The sequence below is a fragment of the Blautia luti genome, assembly GCF_033096465.1.
Lineage (GTDB): Bacteria > Bacillota > Clostridia > Lachnospirales > Lachnospiraceae > Blautia_A > Blautia_A luti.
Map to the genome: position 1 here is coordinate 1692501 of NZ_AP028156.1, position 17664 is coordinate 1710164.

Annotated in this window: 20 protein-coding genes, 1 tRNA gene and 1 rRNA gene (1 of these 22 cut by a window edge); 21 read left to right on the forward strand and 1 reads right to left on the reverse strand. The window is 42.1% G+C overall.

The features are described from left to right. The 14 genes from R8695_RS07965 to rsfS all read left to right on the forward strand — a co-directional run. A 23S ribosomal RNA gene (locus tag R8695_RS07965) occupies positions 1 to 1136 on the forward strand; it begins 1748 nt to the left of the window's first position. Between the two features lie 72 nt (positions 1137 to 1208). Next, positions 1209 to 1282, forward strand: a tRNA-Asp gene (locus R8695_RS07970). Between the two features lie 127 nt (positions 1283 to 1409). Further along, complete coding sequence (locus R8695_RS07975; protein ID WP_154780616.1) at positions 1410 to 1676, forward strand: hypothetical protein; 267 nt, start codon at positions 1410 to 1412, stop codon at positions 1674 to 1676. Positions 1677 to 1918: 242 nt separating this feature from the next. After that, positions 1919 to 3790: a TIGR03960 family B12-binding radical SAM protein gene (locus R8695_RS07980; protein ID WP_154780617.1), complete on the forward strand. Its 1872-nt coding sequence runs from the start codon at positions 1919 to 1921 to the stop codon at positions 3788 to 3790. Continuing rightward, positions 3774 to 4481, forward strand: a complete 708-nt coding sequence (locus tag R8695_RS07985; RefSeq protein ID WP_154780618.1) for a TIGR03936 family radical SAM-associated protein — start codon at positions 3774 to 3776, stop codon at positions 4479 to 4481. Before R8695_RS07980 ends, R8695_RS07985 begins: the two co-directional genes overlap by 17 nt. Next, positions 4465 to 5679 (forward strand): ribonuclease E/G, encoded by a 1215-nt coding sequence (locus R8695_RS07990; protein WP_167829773.1) that lies wholly within the window; start codon positions 4465 to 4467, stop codon positions 5677 to 5679. The genes R8695_RS07985 and R8695_RS07990 overlap by 17 nt, the downstream gene beginning before the upstream one ends. A gap of 285 nt (positions 5680 to 5964) precedes the next feature. Continuing rightward, on the forward strand, positions 5965 to 6270 hold the full coding sequence (gene rplU, locus R8695_RS07995) for a 50S ribosomal protein L21 (protein ID WP_020993901.1): 306 nt from the start codon (positions 5965 to 5967) through the stop codon (positions 6268 to 6270). 12 nt (positions 6271 to 6282) lie between these two features. Next, a complete protein-coding gene (locus R8695_RS08000) occupies positions 6283 to 6603 on the forward strand; it encodes a ribosomal-processing cysteine protease Prp (RefSeq protein WP_118511529.1) in 321 nt (106 codons plus the stop codon). A 4-nt stretch (positions 6604 to 6607) separates the two neighbouring features. After that, the gene (gene rpmA / locus R8695_RS08005) at positions 6608 to 6895 is read left to right on the forward strand and encodes a 50S ribosomal protein L27 (RefSeq protein WP_008703124.1); all 288 of its coding nucleotides are present in this window, start codon (positions 6608 to 6610) and stop codon (positions 6893 to 6895) included. 123 nt (positions 6896 to 7018) lie between these two features. Continuing rightward, complete coding sequence (gene obgE, locus R8695_RS08010) at positions 7019 to 8314, forward strand: GTPase ObgE (RefSeq protein WP_154780619.1); 1296 nt, start codon at positions 7019 to 7021, stop codon at positions 8312 to 8314. A gap of 97 nt (positions 8315 to 8411) precedes the next feature. Further along, a complete protein-coding gene (gene yhbY, locus R8695_RS08015; protein WP_118511525.1) occupies positions 8412 to 8708 on the forward strand; it encodes a ribosome assembly RNA-binding protein YhbY in 297 nt (98 codons plus the stop codon). Between the two features lie 30 nt (positions 8709 to 8738). Further along, complete coding sequence (gene nadD / locus R8695_RS08020) at positions 8739 to 9374, forward strand: nicotinate-nucleotide adenylyltransferase (protein WP_118511523.1); 636 nt, start codon at positions 8739 to 8741, stop codon at positions 9372 to 9374. Positions 9375 to 9383: 9 nt separating this feature from the next. Beyond that, positions 9384 to 9974 carry a bis(5'-nucleosyl)-tetraphosphatase (symmetrical) YqeK gene (yqeK, locus tag R8695_RS08025; protein ID WP_154780620.1) on the forward strand — a complete coding sequence of 197 codons (591 nt, stop codon included), beginning with the start codon at positions 9384 to 9386 and terminating at the stop codon, positions 9972 to 9974. An 83-nt stretch (positions 9975 to 10057) separates the two neighbouring features. After that, positions 10058 to 10417 carry a ribosome silencing factor gene (gene rsfS / locus R8695_RS08030; protein WP_118511520.1) on the forward strand — a complete coding sequence of 120 codons (360 nt, stop codon included), beginning with the start codon at positions 10058 to 10060 and terminating at the stop codon, positions 10415 to 10417. A 67-nt stretch (positions 10418 to 10484) separates the two neighbouring features. Here the strand turns inward: rsfS and lexA are convergent, their stop codons facing one another. Next, a complete protein-coding gene (gene lexA, locus R8695_RS08035; RefSeq protein ID WP_118511518.1) occupies positions 10485 to 11105 on the reverse strand; it encodes a transcriptional repressor LexA in 621 nt (206 codons plus the stop codon). Between the two features lie 304 nt (positions 11106 to 11409). On the opposite strand from lexA, the gene R8695_RS08040 reads away from it, so the two are divergent. Genes R8695_RS08040 through R8695_RS08070 form a run of 7 tightly spaced genes read left to right on the forward strand, consistent with a single transcriptional unit; the run spans position 11410 to position 17625 of the window. Next, on the forward strand, positions 11410 to 12882 hold the full coding sequence (locus R8695_RS08040; protein WP_154780621.1) for a biotin/lipoyl attachment domain-containing protein: 1473 nt from the start codon (positions 11410 to 11412) through the stop codon (positions 12880 to 12882). A gap of 32 nt (positions 12883 to 12914) precedes the next feature. Next, positions 12915 to 13616, forward strand: a complete 702-nt coding sequence (locus tag R8695_RS08045) for a YggS family pyridoxal phosphate-dependent enzyme (RefSeq protein WP_118511514.1) — start codon at positions 12915 to 12917, stop codon at positions 13614 to 13616. An 18-nt stretch (positions 13617 to 13634) separates the two neighbouring features. After that, entirely contained in the window at positions 13635 to 14297 is a 663-nt protein-coding gene (locus R8695_RS08050) for a cell division protein SepF (protein ID WP_154780622.1), read from the forward strand. A 7-nt stretch (positions 14298 to 14304) separates the two neighbouring features. Next, positions 14305 to 15057 (forward strand): YlmH family RNA-binding protein, encoded by a 753-nt coding sequence (locus tag R8695_RS08055; RefSeq protein ID WP_154780623.1) that lies wholly within the window; start codon positions 14305 to 14307, stop codon positions 15055 to 15057. Between the two features lie 36 nt (positions 15058 to 15093). Then, entirely contained in the window at positions 15094 to 16185 is a 1092-nt protein-coding gene (aroB, locus tag R8695_RS08060) for a 3-dehydroquinate synthase (RefSeq protein WP_118511508.1), read from the forward strand. Next, positions 16182 to 16706: a signal peptidase II gene (gene lspA / locus R8695_RS08065; RefSeq protein ID WP_118511506.1), complete on the forward strand. Its 525-nt coding sequence runs from the start codon at positions 16182 to 16184 to the stop codon at positions 16704 to 16706. Before aroB ends, lspA begins: the two co-directional genes overlap by 4 nt. A 4-nt stretch (positions 16707 to 16710) precedes the next feature. Beyond that, a complete protein-coding gene (locus R8695_RS08070) occupies positions 16711 to 17625 on the forward strand; it encodes an RluA family pseudouridine synthase (RefSeq protein WP_118511505.1) in 915 nt (304 codons plus the stop codon). Positions 17626 to 17664: the final 39 nt, after the last annotated feature.

The window sequence follows — 17664 nt, forward strand, 5'->3', positions numbered from 1 at the left end:
AGGCTCAAGCAACTGTTTAGCAAAAACACAGGTCTATGCGAAACCGAAAGGTGAGGTATATGGGCTGACGCCTGCCCGGTGCTGGAAGGTTAAGAGGAGAGGTTAGCGCAAGCGAAGCTTTGAATTTAAGCCCCAGTAAACGGCGGCCGTAACTATAACGGTCCTAAGGTAGCGAAATTCCTTGTCGGGTAAGTTCCGACCCGCACGAAAGGCGTAATGATTTGAGCGCTGTCTCGACAATGCATCCGGTGAAATTGAAGTACCAGTGAAGATGCTGGTTACCTGCGCCAGGACGGAAAGACCCCATGGAGCTTTACTCCAGTTTGGTACTGGGACTCGGTATTGCATGTACAGGATAGGTGGGAGGCTAGGAGATAGTAACGCCAGTTATTATGGAGCCGCTGTTGGGATACCACCCTTGCAGTATTGGGTTTCTAACCAGCCGCCGTGACCCGGCGGTGGGACAATGCCAGACGGGGAGTTTGACTGGGGCGGTCGCCTCCGAAAGGGTATCGGAGGCGCCCAAAGGTTCCCTCAGAATGGACGGAAACCATTCGAAGAGTGCAAAGGCAGAAGGGAGCTTGACTGCGACACCGACGGGTGGAGCAGGTACGAAAGTAGGGCTTAGTGATCCGGTGGTATTAAGTGGGAATGCCATCGCTCAACGGATAAAAGCTACCCTGGGGATAACAGGCTTATCACTCCCAAGAGTTCACATCGACGGAGTGGTTTGGCACCTCGATGTCGGCTCATCGCATCCTGGGGCTGTAGTAGGTCCCAAGGGTTGGGCTGTTCGCCCATTAAAGCGGTACGCGAGCTGGGTTCAGAACGTCGTGAGACAGTTCGGTCCCTATCCGGCGTGGGCGTAGGATATCTGAGAGGAGCTGTCCTTAGTACGAGAGGACCGGGATGGACGGGCCGCTGGTGCATCGGTTAGACTGCCAAGTCTACGGCCGAGTAGCCAAGCCCGGAAGGGATAAACGCTGAAGGCATCTAAGCGTGAAGCCCCCCTTAAGATGAGATATCCCATTCGAAAGAAGTAAACCCCCTTGAAGACGACGAGGTAGATAGGGCAGAGGTGGAAGTGCAGTAATGCATGGAGCTGACTGTTACTAATCGGGTGAGGGCTTGACCAAGAATCGCAGGAAGTAATGAATCTCAAGGAAATGTCAACATGTATGTAGTTTTGAAGGTGCAAAACCTTTAATGGCCCAGTGGCTCAGTTGGTTAGAGCGTCGCCCTGTCACGGCGAAGGTCGAGAGTTCGAGTCTCTTCTGGGTCGTTAATAGCGGAAACTTCCGGGGAAACAGATAAAAATAACAGCGTGGTACTTATAAAAAGAGTATCGCGCTGTTTTTGAATGCAGCAACCATAATTCGACAATCTGCTTAATTTTTTGGGTTGAAAAAATGCCTCAAAATGCATTAATATATGAATATGACAGAAACTGGAGAAAAAATGATACATGTCTGAAAGCAGACGGAGCAGATCAGGCGAAACCGTTTTTTGAAAATAAAGATGAGCAGGAAGCATTCATACAGCGGCACCCCAAGAAGCAGATCAGAGAAATCCGTTTGAAAGAGGGGGAAACACTGAGAGCTTATCTGGGAATTGACTCAGGAAGTACAACCACCAAATTTGTGCTGATGAATGAAGAGGAAGAAATATCTGCTTGAACTTATGCAATAATATAGGTATAATAGGAACATTATGGGGTGTTTAGAAGCTCCAGGTCAAAAACTCTTATGGCAGCTTGAAAAAAGTTTGTGACCAAATAGATTTTTTGATAAAAAATAAGCTTCAAAAGTGCCTGCGGTTTTGTACACTTTTGAAGCCTGTTCAAAGATAATAACTGCATACTCAACCTCAAATTATATAGATGTTTTTTGCGAGTGTGCACAAAATCGAAAGGATAAAGATGAGAAAGTTAGCATTAAGTGATGAAATTTTAATGAAAGTTGACAAGGCCGCCCGCTATATTGGTGGTGAAGTTAACTCTATAATGAAAGATAAGAACAACGTAGATATCCGATTTGCCATGTGCTTCCCGGATGTCTATGAAATCGGTATGTCCAACCTCGGCATGATGATCCTCTATAATATGTTCAACGAACGCGAGGATGTCTGGGCGGAGCGTGTGTTTTCCCCGTGGCTGGATCTGGATAAGATCATGCGTGAGAAAAATATTCCACTCTTTGCACTGGAATCTCAGGAACCTGTTAAGGATTTTGATTTTCTGGGAATTACTCTTGGATATGAGATGTGCTATACAAATGTACTTCAGGTTCTGGATCTGAGCCATATTTCACTTCTGGCAAAAGATCGTGAAGAGGATGACCCGATCGTGATTGGCGGTGGTGCATGTGCCTATAACCCGGAACCGATTGCAGAATTCTTTGATATGTTTTATATCGGTGAGGGGGAAACCGTTTATGATGCTTTATTTGACGCATATAAGGCCAATAAGTCAGCAGGTGGCTCCAGAGCAGACTTCCTGTATGCAGCTTCCCAGATTCCTGGAATCTATGTTCCTTCTTTATATAATGTAACTTATAAAGAAGATGGAACTGTCGAATCCTTTACCCCTGTCAGAGACGGAGTACCGCAGAAGGTATGTAAACAGCTGATTACTGATATCAACAAAGAATACCGCGCTATCAAAGCTCCGGTAGTACCTTTTATCAAAGCTACTCAGGACCGTGTCACTCTGGAAATTCAGCGTGGATGTATCCGCGGATGCCGATTTTGTCAGGCAGGTATGATCTACCGTCCGACCAGAGAACGTGATGTAGAAACTTTAAAGGCAAGCGCCAGAGAAATGCTTCAGAATACCGGTCATGAGGAGATTTCCTTAAGTTCCTTAAGTTCCAGTGACTATTCTGAACTGAAAGAACTGGTAAACTTCTTAATCGAAGAATTCCACGGAAACGCTGTCAATATCTCCCTGCCGTCTCTTCGTATCGACGCTTTCGCTCTGGATGTTATGAGCAAAGTACAGGATATCAAGAAGAGCAGCCTGACATTCGCACCGGAAGCAGGTTCCCAGCGTCTGCGTAACGTTATCAACAAAGGTCTGACAGAAGAGAACATTCTTCACGGTGCAGGAGAAGCATTCAAGGGTGGATGGAATCAGGTAAAACTCTACTTCATGCTCGGACTTCCGACGGAAACAGAGGATGATATGAAGGGTATCGCTCATCTTGCTCAGAAGATCGCAGAAACCTATTATGAAGAAGTGCCGAAAGAAAAACGTAACGGCAAAGTTCAGGTCAACGTAAGTACCTCTTTCTTTGTACCGAAACCATTTACCCCATTCCAGTGGGCCGGCATGTACAGAGAAGAAGATTTCGTAGAGAAGGCCAAAGTTGTAAAAAGCGAAATCCGCGCACAGGTAAACCAGAGAAGTATCCGTTACAGCTGGCATGAGCCGGATGTCACAATCCTTGAAGGCTTCCTTGCAAGAGGTGACCGCCGCTGCTCAAAAGTTATCCTCAGAGCATATAAGAAAGGCGCAATCTACGATGCCTGGTCCGAAAGCTTTGACTATAATATATGGAAAGAATCTTTCGCAGAAACCAATACAGACATTGATTTCTACACACTCCGCGAACGTTCCACAGATGAAATCCTCCCATGGGATTTTATTGATGCAGGAGTGACCAAGAAGTTCCTGATCCATGAATGGGAGCAGGCAAAGAAAGAAACCGTAACACCAAACTGCCGTCAGAAATGTTCCGGCTGCGGTGCTATGCGTTATGGCGGAGGTGTATGTTATGAAAGTAAGAATTAAATTCAGCAAAGAGGGTCCGATCAAATTTGTCGGACATCTGGATACCATGCGTTATTTCCAGAAAGCAATCCGAAGAGCAAATCTCCCGGTAGCTTTTTCCGGCGGTTACAGTCCACATATGATCATGTCCTTTGCAGCACCGCTTGGTGTAGGCACGGAAAGTCTGGGAGAGTACTTCGACCTGGAGCTTACAGAGACCGTTCCTACTGATGAAATCACTCGCCGCCTGGAAGCAACTATGGTAGAGGGTGTTCGTGTCATCAGCGCCCGTCAGGTAGAAGATGGAAAAGCAGGCAAAGCAATGTCCCTGGTGGCTGCCGCTGATTACTATGTAGAATTTCGCCCCGGAAAAGAACCGGAAATCTCCTGGAAAGATAAGATCAATGATTTCCTGGCACAGCCGGAGATCAAAGTAATGAAGAAAACCAAGCGAAGCGAAAAAGAAATCGATATCCGCCCGTTTATCTATAAAATGGAACTTCAGGGAGATAAAATCTTCCTGATGCTTGCTTCCGCAAGTGCCAATTACACAAAACCGGAACTGGTAACAGACACATTCTTCTCATGGCTCGGCGTAGAACTTCCTGAGTTTGCTTATTCCATCAAACGTCTGGAAGTATATGCTGACAAAGGAACAGAAGAAGAACATAAATTTGTAACTCTGGAAGCGTTAGGTGAAGAAGTTGAGTAAACTGGTCATTACCCAAATGGATATCCGACAGGTACCCTGTTATGTATGTGCATATGAAGAAGACGGGAAAGTAATGGAACTTCGTATGGAGCCCATAGGCGGAAAATCTTCTCTTGGCAATATCTATGTGGGACAGGTTGAAAATGTGGCTGCCAACATCGGCGCTGCATTTGTCCAGATTTCTGCAAACGAGAAATGCTATCTGCAGCTTTCCGATGTTCCAAATGCGATCTATGCTTCTGTAAAAAAAGGCGACCGCCCGTTAAAAGCAGGAGATGAGATTCTTGTGCAGATCAGCCGTGATGCAATGAAGGGAAAGCTTCCGGCAGTAACCACAAATCTGAACTTTACAGGCAAATATCTTGTGCTTACAACCGGAGATAAGAAATTCGGATTATCTTCCAAACTTTCCAATGATGATCGAAGTCGTCTCAGCAAATGGATGGAAGAGGAAATCAACCGCCCGGATAAAGAATTCGGGATCATTGTTCGTACAAATGCGGCAGATGCTTCAAAAGAAGAAATCCTGAAAGAACTGAAATATCTGAAAGGCTTATATCATAAAGCCGCTGTAGACGGCAGATCACGCACCTGTTTCAGCTGCGTATACAGAACAGAGCCTTTTTATATTTCCGCAGTCCGCGACGCCAACAGCCGAAACCTGGAAGAGATCATGACAGATATTCCGGAAATTTCTCAGCAGATTTCTGATTACCTTACCAGTAACAGCCCGGAGGAAAAAGAGAAACTTCGTTTCTATGACGATAAACTTCTCCCACTTTACAAACTCCACCGGCTGGAATCTGCACTGGAAGAGATCCAGCATGAGAAAGTTTGGTTAAACAGTGGCGGCTTTCTGGTGATCCAGCAGACAGAAGCATTCGTGTCTATCGATGTAAACAGCGGCAAGTTTACAGGCAAAAAGAAAATGCAGGAAACCTACCGTAAGATCAATCTGGAAGCAGCAAAAGAGATTGCCAGACAATTACGTCTCAGAAACCTGTCCGGAATTATCCTGATTGACTTTATCAATATGGAAAACCCGGATCATCAGGACGAGCTGTTCCATGTCCTGCAGAAATATCTTCGCAAAGATCCGGTAAAGGCAAAAGCAGTGGACATCACTCCACTGCATATCCTGGAACTTACCAGAAAGAAAGTGCGAAAACCTGTGATTGAGGAAATCAGAGAATTATAGTTTACCATAAAATAATTATGTAAACCAAACAAACATCTGCAATTCTCATCGATATTTTTCCGTAACTGAATAACTGCTCTGCAGTTTGTATTTTATCACAGATCCTGACGGATACCGGATTGAAATTGTACCTGTAAAATAAAAGAAAAAAAATCAAAGAAATTGAAAAAAACTTATTGACAAATCGAATTTTGTCCGCTATTATAAACTGGATGCCGCACAGAGAGGTACAAGCACCGAAAGGTCACCATATCTGGCGAGTAAAGATTATAGGAGGTGCCACAGATGTACGCAATTATTGCAACAGGTGGTAAACAGTACAAAGTTGCTGAAGGCGACGTAATCAGAGTTGAGAAACTCGGTGTTGAAGCTGGTGAAACCGTTACTTTTGATAATGTTATTGCAGTAAGCAATGACGGATTAAAAGCTGGTGAAGATGTGAAAGATGCCAGTGTTACCGCTACTGTAGTTGAGAACGGTAAAGCAAAGAAAGTTATCGTTTACAAATACAAGAGAAAAACTGGATATCACAAGAAAAACGGTCATAGACAGCAGTACACTAAAGTAAAAATCGAAAAGATTAACGGTTAATCTGGTGTCATTATGATTACAATTACAGTTAAGAAGAGAAATGGAAATTATCTGGAATTTGTTTCGAAAGGTCACGCCGGATATGCAGAAGAGGGACAGGATATTGTCTGCGCTGCTGTTTCTGTACTGGTGATTAATACTGTAAATTCTCTTGAAGCATTTACAGACGATCAGTTTGAAGTACAGGAAGATGACGGTTATGTATCTTTTCATTTCACGGCTCCGGTTACTGAGAGGGGAATACTTCTCATGGATTCGCTGGTTCTCGGATTAACAGAAATTGAACATAGTTATAACAATCGATATTTGACAGTAAAAGTCAAGGAGGTGTAACAACATGATGAAAATGAACCTTCAGTTATTCGCACATAAAAAAGGAGTTGGTTCTACAAAGAACGGTCGTGATTCCGAATCCAAGAGATTAGGTGCGAAGAGAGCAGACGGACAGTTTGTTAAAGCTGGAAATATTCTTTACAGACAGCGCGGAACTAAGATCCATGCTGGTGAGAACGTAGGTTGCGGTAAAGATTATACTTTATTTGCACTGAAAGATGGTGTCGTAAGATTTACCAGAAAAGGACGCGATAAGAAACAGGTTTCTATCGTTCCAGTAGAAGCAGAATAATCTGGTTAAGCGGAAGGCTTCAAATCTGACAGGGTTTGGAGCCTTTCTTTTAGATTAAAACAGTATTATAATAGAAGAAACTAAGAAATAAATAATCATAAGTAAAGGACAGAGGTGTGTCATATGTTTGCAGACAGAGCGAAAATCTATATCCGCTCCGGTAAAGGCGGCGACGGCCATGTAAGTTTCCGCAGAGAATTATATGTTCCGAATGGCGGACCTGACGGTGGCGACGGCGGCCGTGGAGGAGACGTGATATTTGAGGTAGATGAAGGCCAGAACACCCTTGGCGACTACCGACACAGAAGAAAATATAAAGCAGAAGATGGACAGGAAGGCGGCAAGAAACGCTGCCACGGTGCCGATGGAAAAGATGTTGTATTAAAAGTTCCGGAAGGAACAGTCATCATGGATGCAGAATCCGGCAAAGTAATCGCTGATATGTCCGGCGAAAACAAACGCCAGATCGTATTAAAAGGCGGACGAGGTGGCAAAGGAAACCAGCATTATGCAACTGCTACCATGCAGGTTCCGAAATACGCACAGCCGGGACAGCCTGCGCAGGAACTGGAAGTTCTTCTTGAACTGAAAGTGATCGCGGATGTCGGTCTGGTTGGGTTCCCGAATGTTGGAAAATCTACATTCCTTTCCCGTGTTACCAACGCGCAGCCAAAGATTGCCAATTATCACTTTACAACCCTGAGTCCGAATCTCGGTGTTGTAGATACTGAGAATGGTGGTTTCGTAATCGCTGATATTCCCGGACTGATTGAAGGTGCATCAGAGGGTGTAGGACTTGGACATGAGTTCCTCCGCCACATCGAACGTACCAGAGTCATCATCCATATCGTAGATGCAGCATCTACTGAGGGACGTGACCCAATCGATGATATTTATAAGATCAATAAAGAACTGGAAGCCTATAATCCGGAAATTGCCGCAAGACCACAGGTAATCGCAGCAAACAAGATTGACTGTATCTATACAGAAGACGGTGAAGAGAATCCGGTAGACAAACTTAAAGCAGAATTTGAGCCAAAAGGAATTCAGGTATATCCGATTTCCGCAGTCAGCGGTCAGGGTGTAAGAGAACTTTTATTCCATGTAAAAGAACTTCTTGATAACTGCCCACAGGAACCTGTAGTATTTGAACAGGAATTCTTCCCTGAAGATATGCTGATTGGAGAGAATCTTCCATATACAGTAGAGCAGCTCCCTGAAGATCCGACAATCTTTGTAGTCGAAGGACCGAAGATTGAAAAAATGCTCGGTTATACAAACCTTGATTCTGAGAAAGGTTTTGCATTCTTCCAGAAATTCCTGAAAGAGGGCGGTATCCTGGCAGAACTTGAGAAAGCCGGCATTCAGGAAGGTGATACTGTACGTATGTACGGATTTGACTTCGATTATTATAAATAGTGAAAATTAAATTAAACAACAAGGTATGAATCATACAAATCGTAAAGCGGACGCTCCTGCCCGCTTTACATAGCAGAGAATAATAGAGGAAAAAGAAATGACAAGTAAACAGAGAGCTTATTTAAAAGGCCTTGCAATGACAATGGACCCGATCCTGCAGCTTGGAAAGGGCGGACTTACTCCTGAGAACACAGCCGCTGTAGATGAGGCACTTGCAGCCAGAGAATTAATTAAGATCAGTGTGCTCCAGAACTGTCTGGAAGATCCGCGTCAGATGGCTGAAGTTCTGGCAGAGCGTACCCATTCCCAGATCGTTCAGGTTATCGGCAAGAAGATTGTTTTGTACCGCGAAGGCAAAAACGAGAAAAAGAAGATCGAATTACCAAGAAAATAATTAAATTAAACAAACAAGTACGGAGTTTTTATGGCTGACATCAGAAAAAGAATTGGTATCATGGGCGGTACATTTGATCCCATTCATATGGGCCATCTGATTCTTGGAGAAAAAGCATACGAACAGTTTCAACTGGATAAGGTACTGTTTATGCCCTCCGGCAACCCACCTCATAAAAAGAACCGTCAGGGACGCGCCACAGATGAACAGAGAGTAGAGATGGTTCGCAGAGCTATCTCTGATAATCCTCATTTCGAGTTGTCGCTGGCTGAAATGCACGAAAATGGTTACACTTACACATATCATACACTGGAAACACTAAAAACAGAGAATCCTGATACGGATTATTATTTCATAATCGGTGCAGATTCCCTGTATGATTTCGATACCTGGAGAGAACCGGGACGTATCTGCAGAAACTGTATTCTGGTAACTGCTGTAAGAAACCATTCCACAATTGCAGAACTTGAAACAGAAATGAATCGTCTTTCACTCAAATATGACGGTACATTTCTGACTCTGAATACCACAAACATTGATGTATCCAGCAAAATGCTCAGAAACTGGATCAGTGAAGACAAAAGTGTTCGTTACTATATTCCAGATCCGGTGATCACATATATTGAAGAAAACCAGATTTACAGTCTGACTGAAAAGAAAGGATGATTTTTCCCAATGGCAGAGTATGATTTTATAAAAATGCAGAAAAAATTAGCCAAGTATCTGGATGAGGATCGTTATGCTCATACACTGGGAGTTATGTACACCTGCGCAGCACTTGCCATGGTACATGACTGCGATCTGATCGTAGCTCAGACAGCCGGGCTGCTTCACGACTGCGCAAAATGTATTCCGAATAAAAAGAAACTGAAAATGTGCAGCCAGCATAACATTCCTGTATCTGAATTTGAACAGACACATCCATTTTTACTTCACGCCAAGCTCGGTGCTTATGTAGCCAGAGCTAAATATGATGTCACTGATGAAGAGATTCTTTCTGCCATCACCTGGCATACCACCGGAAAGCCTGAGATGACATTACTGGAAAAAATCGTCTATATTGCTGACTATATTGAGCCAAAACGCGATAAAGCCCCTAACCTTGCAGTTGTCCGCAAGCTGGCTTTTGAGGATCTGGATGAATGTATGTATAAGATTTTGGCAGATACATTGGCTTATCTTGAGGAGAATCCGAAAGATATTGATAATGCTACAAAAGATGCCTTTTTATATTACAAAGACTTACATATAAAAAGACAGTCTTAGGCAGTTTCATATCAGACTGCTGTACAAATATATCATAGTGAAACAAAATGACCTATTTATTATAGAAAGAAAGGACTATTTTCATGAGTAAAGAACTTGAAATGGCAAAACTTGCCTGCCGCGCCCTTGATGACAAAAAAGGTAAAGACATTAAAGTGATCGATATCCATGAAGTATCTGTGATCGCTGATTATTTCGTAATCGCAAGTGCATCCAACCAGAACCAGGTACAGGCTATGGTTGATAATGTAGACGAAACACTGGGAAGAGCAGGATACGAAGCCAAACAGATCGAGGGAACCAGAAATTCAAGCTGGGTTCTGATGGACTACGGCGATATGATCGTTCATGTATTTGATGAAGAAAACCGTCTTTTCTATGATCTGGAAAGAATCTGGAGAGATGGAAAAGTTCTTGATATTAATGAATTTCTCGAGAAATAATTGATAACAAAAGGGAGCAGTCACTGCTCCCTTTCTACGTTTGCCCCAATCATCTCGTTGTCTGTATTTACTGATACAGACGGAATACGCCAAATACTTTTCCAAGTATCTGAAGATCACCACGAATAATAATAGGATCCATACTGTCATTTTCCGGCTGAAGACGATAGTATCCTTTTTCTTTGTAAAAAGTCTTAACAGTAGCCCCCTCATCGACCAATGCTACTACTATGTCTCCGTCAGAAGCAGTAGACTGCTGCTTTACAAGTACCTGATCTCCATCGAAAATTCCTGCATTTACCATACTTTCCCCTTTTACTTTCAGCATAAAACTCTGCTCATTAGGCATAAATTCTGCCGGAATAGGGAAATAACCTTCGATATTCTCTACTGCAAGAACAGGCTGTCCGGCTGCTACAGTTCCAACAATGGGAACATTTACTACTTCTCGACGGACCAAATTAAAATTATCATCAATAATTTCAATCGCTCTGGGTTTCGTCGCATCTCTCCGGATATATCCGTTCTTCTCCAGTGCTTCCAGATGCGCATGCACAGAAGATGTGGATTTCAGATTTACTGCTTCACAAATTTCACGAACTGCCGGAGGAAAGCCTCTGTTCAGGATCTCATTCTTAATATAGTCAAGGATTTCCTGCTGTTTCTGCGTAATTCTTCCATATGCCATAGGTTGTACCTCCTGATTTAATAGTTCTATCATATCATATTTATATCAGAAACGCAAACAGATATTCGGAAAATACGTTCTCGTTTATCCTTTTTCTTATATGATATATTACAGAAAAATACTCCGATTTTCTTATATATGAAGAATCCTTATATGTGAAGGTATATGTGAAGAATTTATGTTTCGCTTGTTTTTAGAGCTATAAAATGTTACAATATTTGGGATATCGGACAGATATTGGGCTTTTTGTTTCAGTACCTGTCTGTAATCGAATTCTTTCACTAATCAAAAGGAGGCATTTCATTTGCCCGCTAATCATAAAAAAAGCAGACAGATGCCGGGTATTCTGGCCAGGCTTCGAAAGATTTTCGGACTGAATATTGGAACTGTCATGTTTGGCGTTTTATTTATCTATATGGCATTTAGTGCTATATTGTATCTTACTACTCCTCATATTGAGTCCTACCAGGTAACTTCCGGTCCTTTGTCAAGGAATGAAACATATACAGGACTGGCAATACGTGAAGAGTCAGTGTGTAAAGCTGCTTCTTCCGGTTACATTACCTATTATGCAAGGGAGGGAAGCAAGATCAATGCATCAGGCGCTGTTTATGGTCTGAGCAGTACGAAGTCCGGTTCTTCCTCTGTCAGTCTTACACCGGAGGAACTTTCCCGTATCAGAAATGATATGATGAGTTTTTCGAAAAGTTTTAATTCAAGTAAATTTAACAATACATACAGCTTTAAATATGAACTGAAAGGAAATATTCTTCAGTATTCTGAATCTGCCACCGGCACAACAGCGCCGCTGACTTCTGACGAAAATACCGAAGATGAAAGCAGTTCTGAAAATACCTCTGCCACAGCTGCTTCAGTCAGCTATGGAAATGAAAATATCAGCCGTGCCGAATCTGATGGGATTATTTTATATTCAACAGATAATTATGAGGGAAAAACAATTGATACAGTAACAGCAGAAGATTTTGATCAGAATTCCTATCATGAAACAGATCTGAAAACTTCTGATTCAGTTAAAGCCGGAGATGATGTATATAGCATAATCACAGATGAACGTTGGAGTCTTCTGATCCCTCTAAGTGAGAAACAGGCAGAAAAATTAAAAGACCGCTCCACCATTCGTGTAAAATTTCAGAAAGATGATATGACACAGACTGGAGATTTTTCTATTATAACGATTGATGGAGAAAGATACGGCCAGATTGATTTCAATAAAGGGCTGATACGCTATGCTTCTGACCGTTTCCTGGATATAGAACTTGTGACAAATACATCCACTGGCCTGAAAATTCCACTGTCATCTATTGTCACAAAGGATTTTTATGTAATTCCGGATTCGTATGCAACAACAGATCCCCAGAGTGGTGCTACCGGCTTTATGCTTGCCACCAAAACAAAGTCAGGCAAAGCTGCTACGACCTTCAAAAGTGCCAGCATATATGCCAGTATTGAAGAGAAATCTTCTTCCGGCTCTTCCGAAGATCCGGTCAGCAATGATTATGTTGATAAAAGTTCTTTTAAAGAAGGTGATGCCATCGTTAATCCTGATACTGGTGAGAAATATGTTATCGGAGAAACAGACACCCTGCAAGGAGTTTATTGTATTAATAAAGGATATGCAGTTTTCCGGTGTATCGAAGTTTTGGATCAGAATGAAGAATATGCCATTGTAGCCAAGAATACATCCTATGGCCTTTCCAGATATGATCATATTGTAAGAAATGCTGATCAGGTAAAAGAACAGGATATTTTATATTGATAGACTAAATATAAATTAAGGAGGCTTTCCAAATGATAGCTGAAAAATTAGCAGTCGTACAGGAAAATATTAACAAAGCGTGCAAAAATGCAGGACGATCCCCCAAAGAGGTAACGTTGATCTCTGTGAGCAAAACCAAACCTGTTGAAATGCTTCAGGAAGCGTACGATGCAGGTGCACGTGTTTTTGGTGAGAATAAAGTGCAGGAGATCATGGATAAGTATGATCAGCTCCCCTCTGACATAGAGTGGCACATGATCGGACATCTTCAGCGAAACAAAGTCAAATATATTATTGATAAGGTTTCTATGATCCATTCTGTAGATTCTTTGCGCCTTGCCGAAACAATTGAGCATGAAGCAGCAAAGAAAAACGTATGTATGCCCATTCTGATCGAGGTAAATGTAGCAGAAGAGGAGAGTAAATTTGGTCTGAAAACAGAAGAAGTTCTTCCACTTATAGAGGAGATTGCTTCTTATTCCCATATTAAAGTAATGGGGCTTATGACAATCGCTCCTTTTGTTGCTGATCCAGAAGAAAACAGAAGTGTTTTTCGTAAATTAAAGAAATTAAGTGTTGACATTGCAGCCAAAAACATTAATAATATTACTATGAGCGTCCTGAGCATGGGAATGACAAACGATTATCAGGTCGCATGTGAGGAAGGTTCTACCATGGTACGTGTAGGAACAGGTATCTTTGGTGAGAGGAATTACTCAATAAAAGAAGATTAGAAAAGATTGGAGATTAAAATGGGCGTTTTAGATAAATTTTTAGATGCCATCAAATTAAATGATGATTATGATGATGACGGATTTTTAGATGAAGATCTGTTAGATGAAGAAGACGACGGGGATGATTTCCTGGATGATGATTTTGATGACAAACCAAAGAAGAAATTCTTTGATAAATTTGCCAAGAAAAAAGATTCTGAGGATATTGCAGTTTCTGATGAAATCGAGGAAAAATCTGTAAATACTGCTCCCAAACAGCCAACAGCTGCCAAACAGCAATCTTCCGCTGCCAAGGCACCTGTTCGTCAGGAGCGTTCAGAACGACTGTCACGCCCGGTCGCATCCTCTAATAAGATCACCCCGATGAGAAACAGCCGTAAAACACCTCAGGGAGCTAACATGGAAGTATGTGTGATCAAACCTTCTTCTATGGAAGATACACGGGAAATTGCAGATACCCTGGTAGATAACTCCACTGTTATTTTAAATCTGGAAGGAATTGATGTAGAACTGGCACAGAGAATCATTGATTTCACTTCCGGTGCATGTTATTCTCTGGGAGGAAGCCTTCAGAAAGTATCCAGTTACATTTTTGTTCTCGGACCATATAATGTGGATATCACCGGTGACCTTCAGAATATTCTTGGAGGTTCTGCGCCATCTGTAAGAGCAGGATACTGATCTCATAATGGAAAAAGACGAATTTTTTCTTAAGAGAATCCGGGAACTGGCAAATCTTTCCTATCAGAGAGATATTGTTACTTTTTCTGATTTTCTGAATCTTAATGAACAGAATATGGTGAATAGCCTGAAATCACAGCTTCCCGGTATTGTTATGGAAAGCAGTGGCGGCTATGATAATGCGGAGCGTCAGATGGTGGCATTTCATCCTGATGCTCTTGCTTTTACGTGGGAATACCCCATCGACTGCCTGAAAATAGAGCCAAAAGCTATTAAATTTTCAGAAGATCTCACTCATAGAGATTATCTGGGAGCACTGCTGAATCTGGGCGTGGACAGAAATGTGCTGGGAGATATTCTTGTGCAGAAAAATGCTGCATGGTTTTTCAGCAGCAATAAAATGACGGACTTTTTCCTGAAAAATATGTGCCGTGTCCGTCATACCAATATTCTGATTTCAAAAATAGAGAATCCGGATGAATTTCCACGTCCTGAACTTGAAGCAGTCAGCGGAACCTGTGCTTCTGTACGTTTAGATGCATTGATCGCTCTGGCATTTAAATCATCCCGGAGCAGTATGGTGCCTTTCATTGAAGGAGGGCATGTTTTTGTGAACGGAAAGCTGATCACATCTAATGGATATGAACCTAAAGATGGAGATATTATTTCTGTGCGTGGCAAAGGACGTTTTATTTTTGATGGTGTTTCACATCAGACGAAAAAAGGACGCTGCAGTGTTCGGATTCTACGATATATATAATGATACATTGATTTATCAGACAGGAGGATTAGCAGAATGGCAGAACAGAAATTACTTGTAAAACGAGAAGGCGACTTTCATTATCCTATTTATTTTGAAAAAGATTTCAGCTTTCTTTCTCAGGCTGTTGCAGCTGAGGGACTTCAGGATCGAAAAGTCTGCATTGTTACAGACAGTCATGTAGAACCTTTATATTACACAGCAGTCGAGACTGAACTGAAGAAAGTTTCCTCCTGTGTCTTTTCATTTGTATTTGAAGCAGGTGAACCAAATAAGAATCTTGATACAGTACAGCAGCTTTATAAAACCCTGATCGAACATGAGATGGATCGAAAGGGGCTTCTGGTTGCATTAGGCGGCGGGGTAGTAGGAGATCTTACTGGTTTCGGAGCAGCTACCTATCTCCGGGGAATTGATTTCATACAGGTTCCTACCACACTTCTGGCTCAGGTAGACAGCAGTGTCGGTGGAAAAACAGGTGTAGATTTTCAGCAGTACAAAAATATGGTAGGTGCTTTCCATCAGCCACGTCTTGTATATATGAACATGGTTTCTCTGAGAAGTCTTCCTGCGAAAGAATTTGCCTGCGGTATGGGCGAAATTCTGAAAACAGGACTGATCTGCGACGGAGATTTTTTCAGATTTGTATGTTCTAGCCAATCCGCTATCGAACAGATGGATATAGATGTATTGTCCCGTATGATCCGCAGATGTTGTGAAATTAAAGCTGGTGTTGTGGAGAGAGATCCTAAAGAACAGGGAGAACGTGCTCTTCTTAATTTAGGGCATACTGTTGGTCATGCAGTAGAGAAATTGAAAGATTTTCAGCTCCTTCATGGTCAGTGTGTCGGTGTTGGTCTGATCGCGGCTGCCTTTCTCTCCATGAAACGTGGGTTATTAACTGAACAGGAATATGAAGAAATCCGCAGAGGCTGCCAGGCTTTTGATCTTCCTCTTTCTGTTGATTCCCTCAATGCGGAAGATGTTCTTGCAGCCACAAAGAAAGACAAGAAAATGGAAGCAGGACACATTAAATTTATTCTTATGGATGGCATTGGCAAAAGTTTCATTGACAAAACAGTTACTGACCAGGAATTACTTCAGGCCATCAGGGAGATTCTTATATGACAGTAAATTCAGTGAAACCGGTCTGGGTACACTGGCTTAAGGGATGCACCATTATTTTTATACTGACATTTCTGGATCAGGGAAGCAAGTATTTTGTTCTTACCAGGTTGAAAAACACGCCGGATATCATTTTGATCCCCGGGGTTCTTCAGTTGCATTATCTTGAAAACCGCGGAATGGCTTTCGGTTTATTTGAGGGGAAGATTCCTGTTTTTGTAATTTTGTGTGTTCTGTTTTTCTGTGTATTTTTTTATGTATATGCACGGATTCCGAGAACAGGTTATTACCTTCCATTGACAATAACTTCTTTAATCATGGTATCCGGCGCTTTAGGCAACTTTATTGACAGGGTATTTCGTAAATATGTGGTGGATTTTATCTATTTTTCGTTGATTGATTTCCCTGTCTTTAATATGGCTGATATCTATGTTGTATGTAGTGGGATTCTGCTGGTCATTCTGGTGTGCTTTAAATACAAAAACGACGAAGACTATCACTTTTTGCGATTAAAAAAGGATTAATATTATGGAAATTCTTAACTATCATGTTTCTGACGGTCAGTCCGGTATTCGGATTGACCGCTATCTTTCTGAAAAAAATGAAGAATTATCACGCTCTTACATTCAGAAACTTCTGAAAGAACAGAAAATAAAAGTAAATAATGCCCCGGTGAAGGCCAATTATAAGGTTCAAATACAGGATGAGATTTCTGTAGAAGTACCGGACATGGAAGAGCCGGATATTCTGCCCGAAGATATTCCTCTGGATATTCTCTATGAGGATGAGGACGTACTGATCATAAATAAACCCAAAGGAATGGTTGTACATCCCAGCGCAGGACATACTTCAGGTACACTGGTAAATGCTATTATGTTTCACTGCAAAGATAACCTTTCCGGTATTAATGGTGTTCTCCGCCCCGGAATCGTGCACAGGATTGATAAAGACACCACAGGTGCACTCCTTGTATGTAAAAATGATAATGCACACCGGGATCTGGCTGAACAATTAAAGGAGCATTCTATCAGGCGAAGATATCGTGCCGTTGTATCGGGTGTTCTGAAAGAAGACGAGGGAACAATAGAAGGCCCCATCGGCCGTCATCCTGTTGACCGCAAAAAAATGGCTATCAATTACAAAAATGGCAAAAACGCAGTTACCCATTACAAGGTTCTGGAACGATTCAGGAATGCCACCTATGTTGAGTGCCGTCTGGAAACAGGACGTACACATCAGATCCGTGTACATATGACCAGTATCGGGCATCCGCTCCTTGGAGATGAAGTCTATGGTTCCGGTAAAAATCCGTATCATCTTCAGGGACAGACCCTTCACGCTATGATACTTGGATTTGTGCATCCTTCCACAGGAGAATATATGGAATTCACTGCACCTTTGCCCGAATATTTTATTAAATTATTAGATAAATTGCGAAAATAATTTGCATTTTTCCTCAAATATTGTATAATAATGATACAA

Bases quoted from the DNA above. Each gene is read 5' to 3' on its own strand.
- yqeK (WP_154780620.1), top strand. From the start codon at position 9,384: ATGGCAGAGTATGATTTTATAAAAATGCAGAAAAAATTAGCCAAGTAT.
- rplU (WP_020993901.1), top strand. From the start codon at position 5,965: ATGTACGCAATTATTGCAACAGGTGGTAAACAGTACAAAGTTGCTGAA.
- R8695_RS08045 (WP_118511514.1), top strand. From the start codon at position 12,915: ATGATAGCTGAAAAATTAGCAGTCGTACAGGAAAATATTAACAAAGCG.
- nadD (WP_118511523.1), top strand. From the start codon at position 8,739: ATGGCTGACATCAGAAAAAGAATTGGTATCATGGGCGGTACATTTGAT.
- obgE (WP_154780619.1), top strand. From the start codon at position 7,019: ATGTTTGCAGACAGAGCGAAAATCTATATCCGCTCCGGTAAAGGCGGC.
- lspA (WP_118511506.1), top strand. From the start codon at position 16,182: ATGACAGTAAATTCAGTGAAACCGGTCTGGGTACACTGGCTTAAGGGA.
- rpmA (WP_008703124.1), top strand. From the start codon at position 6,608: ATGATGAAAATGAACCTTCAGTTATTCGCACATAAAAAAGGAGTTGGT.
- R8695_RS08000 (WP_118511529.1), top strand. From the start codon at position 6,283: ATGATTACAATTACAGTTAAGAAGAGAAATGGAAATTATCTGGAATTT.
- yhbY (WP_118511525.1), top strand. From the start codon at position 8,412: ATGACAAGTAAACAGAGAGCTTATTTAAAAGGCCTTGCAATGACAATG.
- R8695_RS08055 (WP_154780623.1), top strand. From the start codon at position 14,305: ATGGAAAAAGACGAATTTTTTCTTAAGAGAATCCGGGAACTGGCAAAT.
- aroB (WP_118511508.1), top strand. From the start codon at position 15,094: ATGGCAGAACAGAAATTACTTGTAAAACGAGAAGGCGACTTTCATTAT.
- R8695_RS07985 (WP_154780618.1), top strand. From the start codon at position 3,774: ATGAAAGTAAGAATTAAATTCAGCAAAGAGGGTCCGATCAAATTTGTC.
- R8695_RS07975 (WP_154780616.1), top strand. From the start codon at position 1,410: ATGCCTCAAAATGCATTAATATATGAATATGACAGAAACTGGAGAAAA.
- R8695_RS08050 (WP_154780622.1), top strand. From the start codon at position 13,635: ATGGGCGTTTTAGATAAATTTTTAGATGCCATCAAATTAAATGATGAT.
- R8695_RS07980 (WP_154780617.1), top strand. From the start codon at position 1,919: ATGAGAAAGTTAGCATTAAGTGATGAAATTTTAATGAAAGTTGACAAG.
- rsfS (WP_118511520.1), top strand. From the start codon at position 10,058: ATGAGTAAAGAACTTGAAATGGCAAAACTTGCCTGCCGCGCCCTTGAT.
- R8695_RS08070 (WP_118511505.1), top strand. From the start codon at position 16,711: ATGGAAATTCTTAACTATCATGTTTCTGACGGTCAGTCCGGTATTCGG.
- lexA (WP_118511518.1), bottom strand. From the start codon at position 11,105: ATGGCATATGGAAGAATTACGCAGAAACAGCAGGAAATCCTTGACTAT.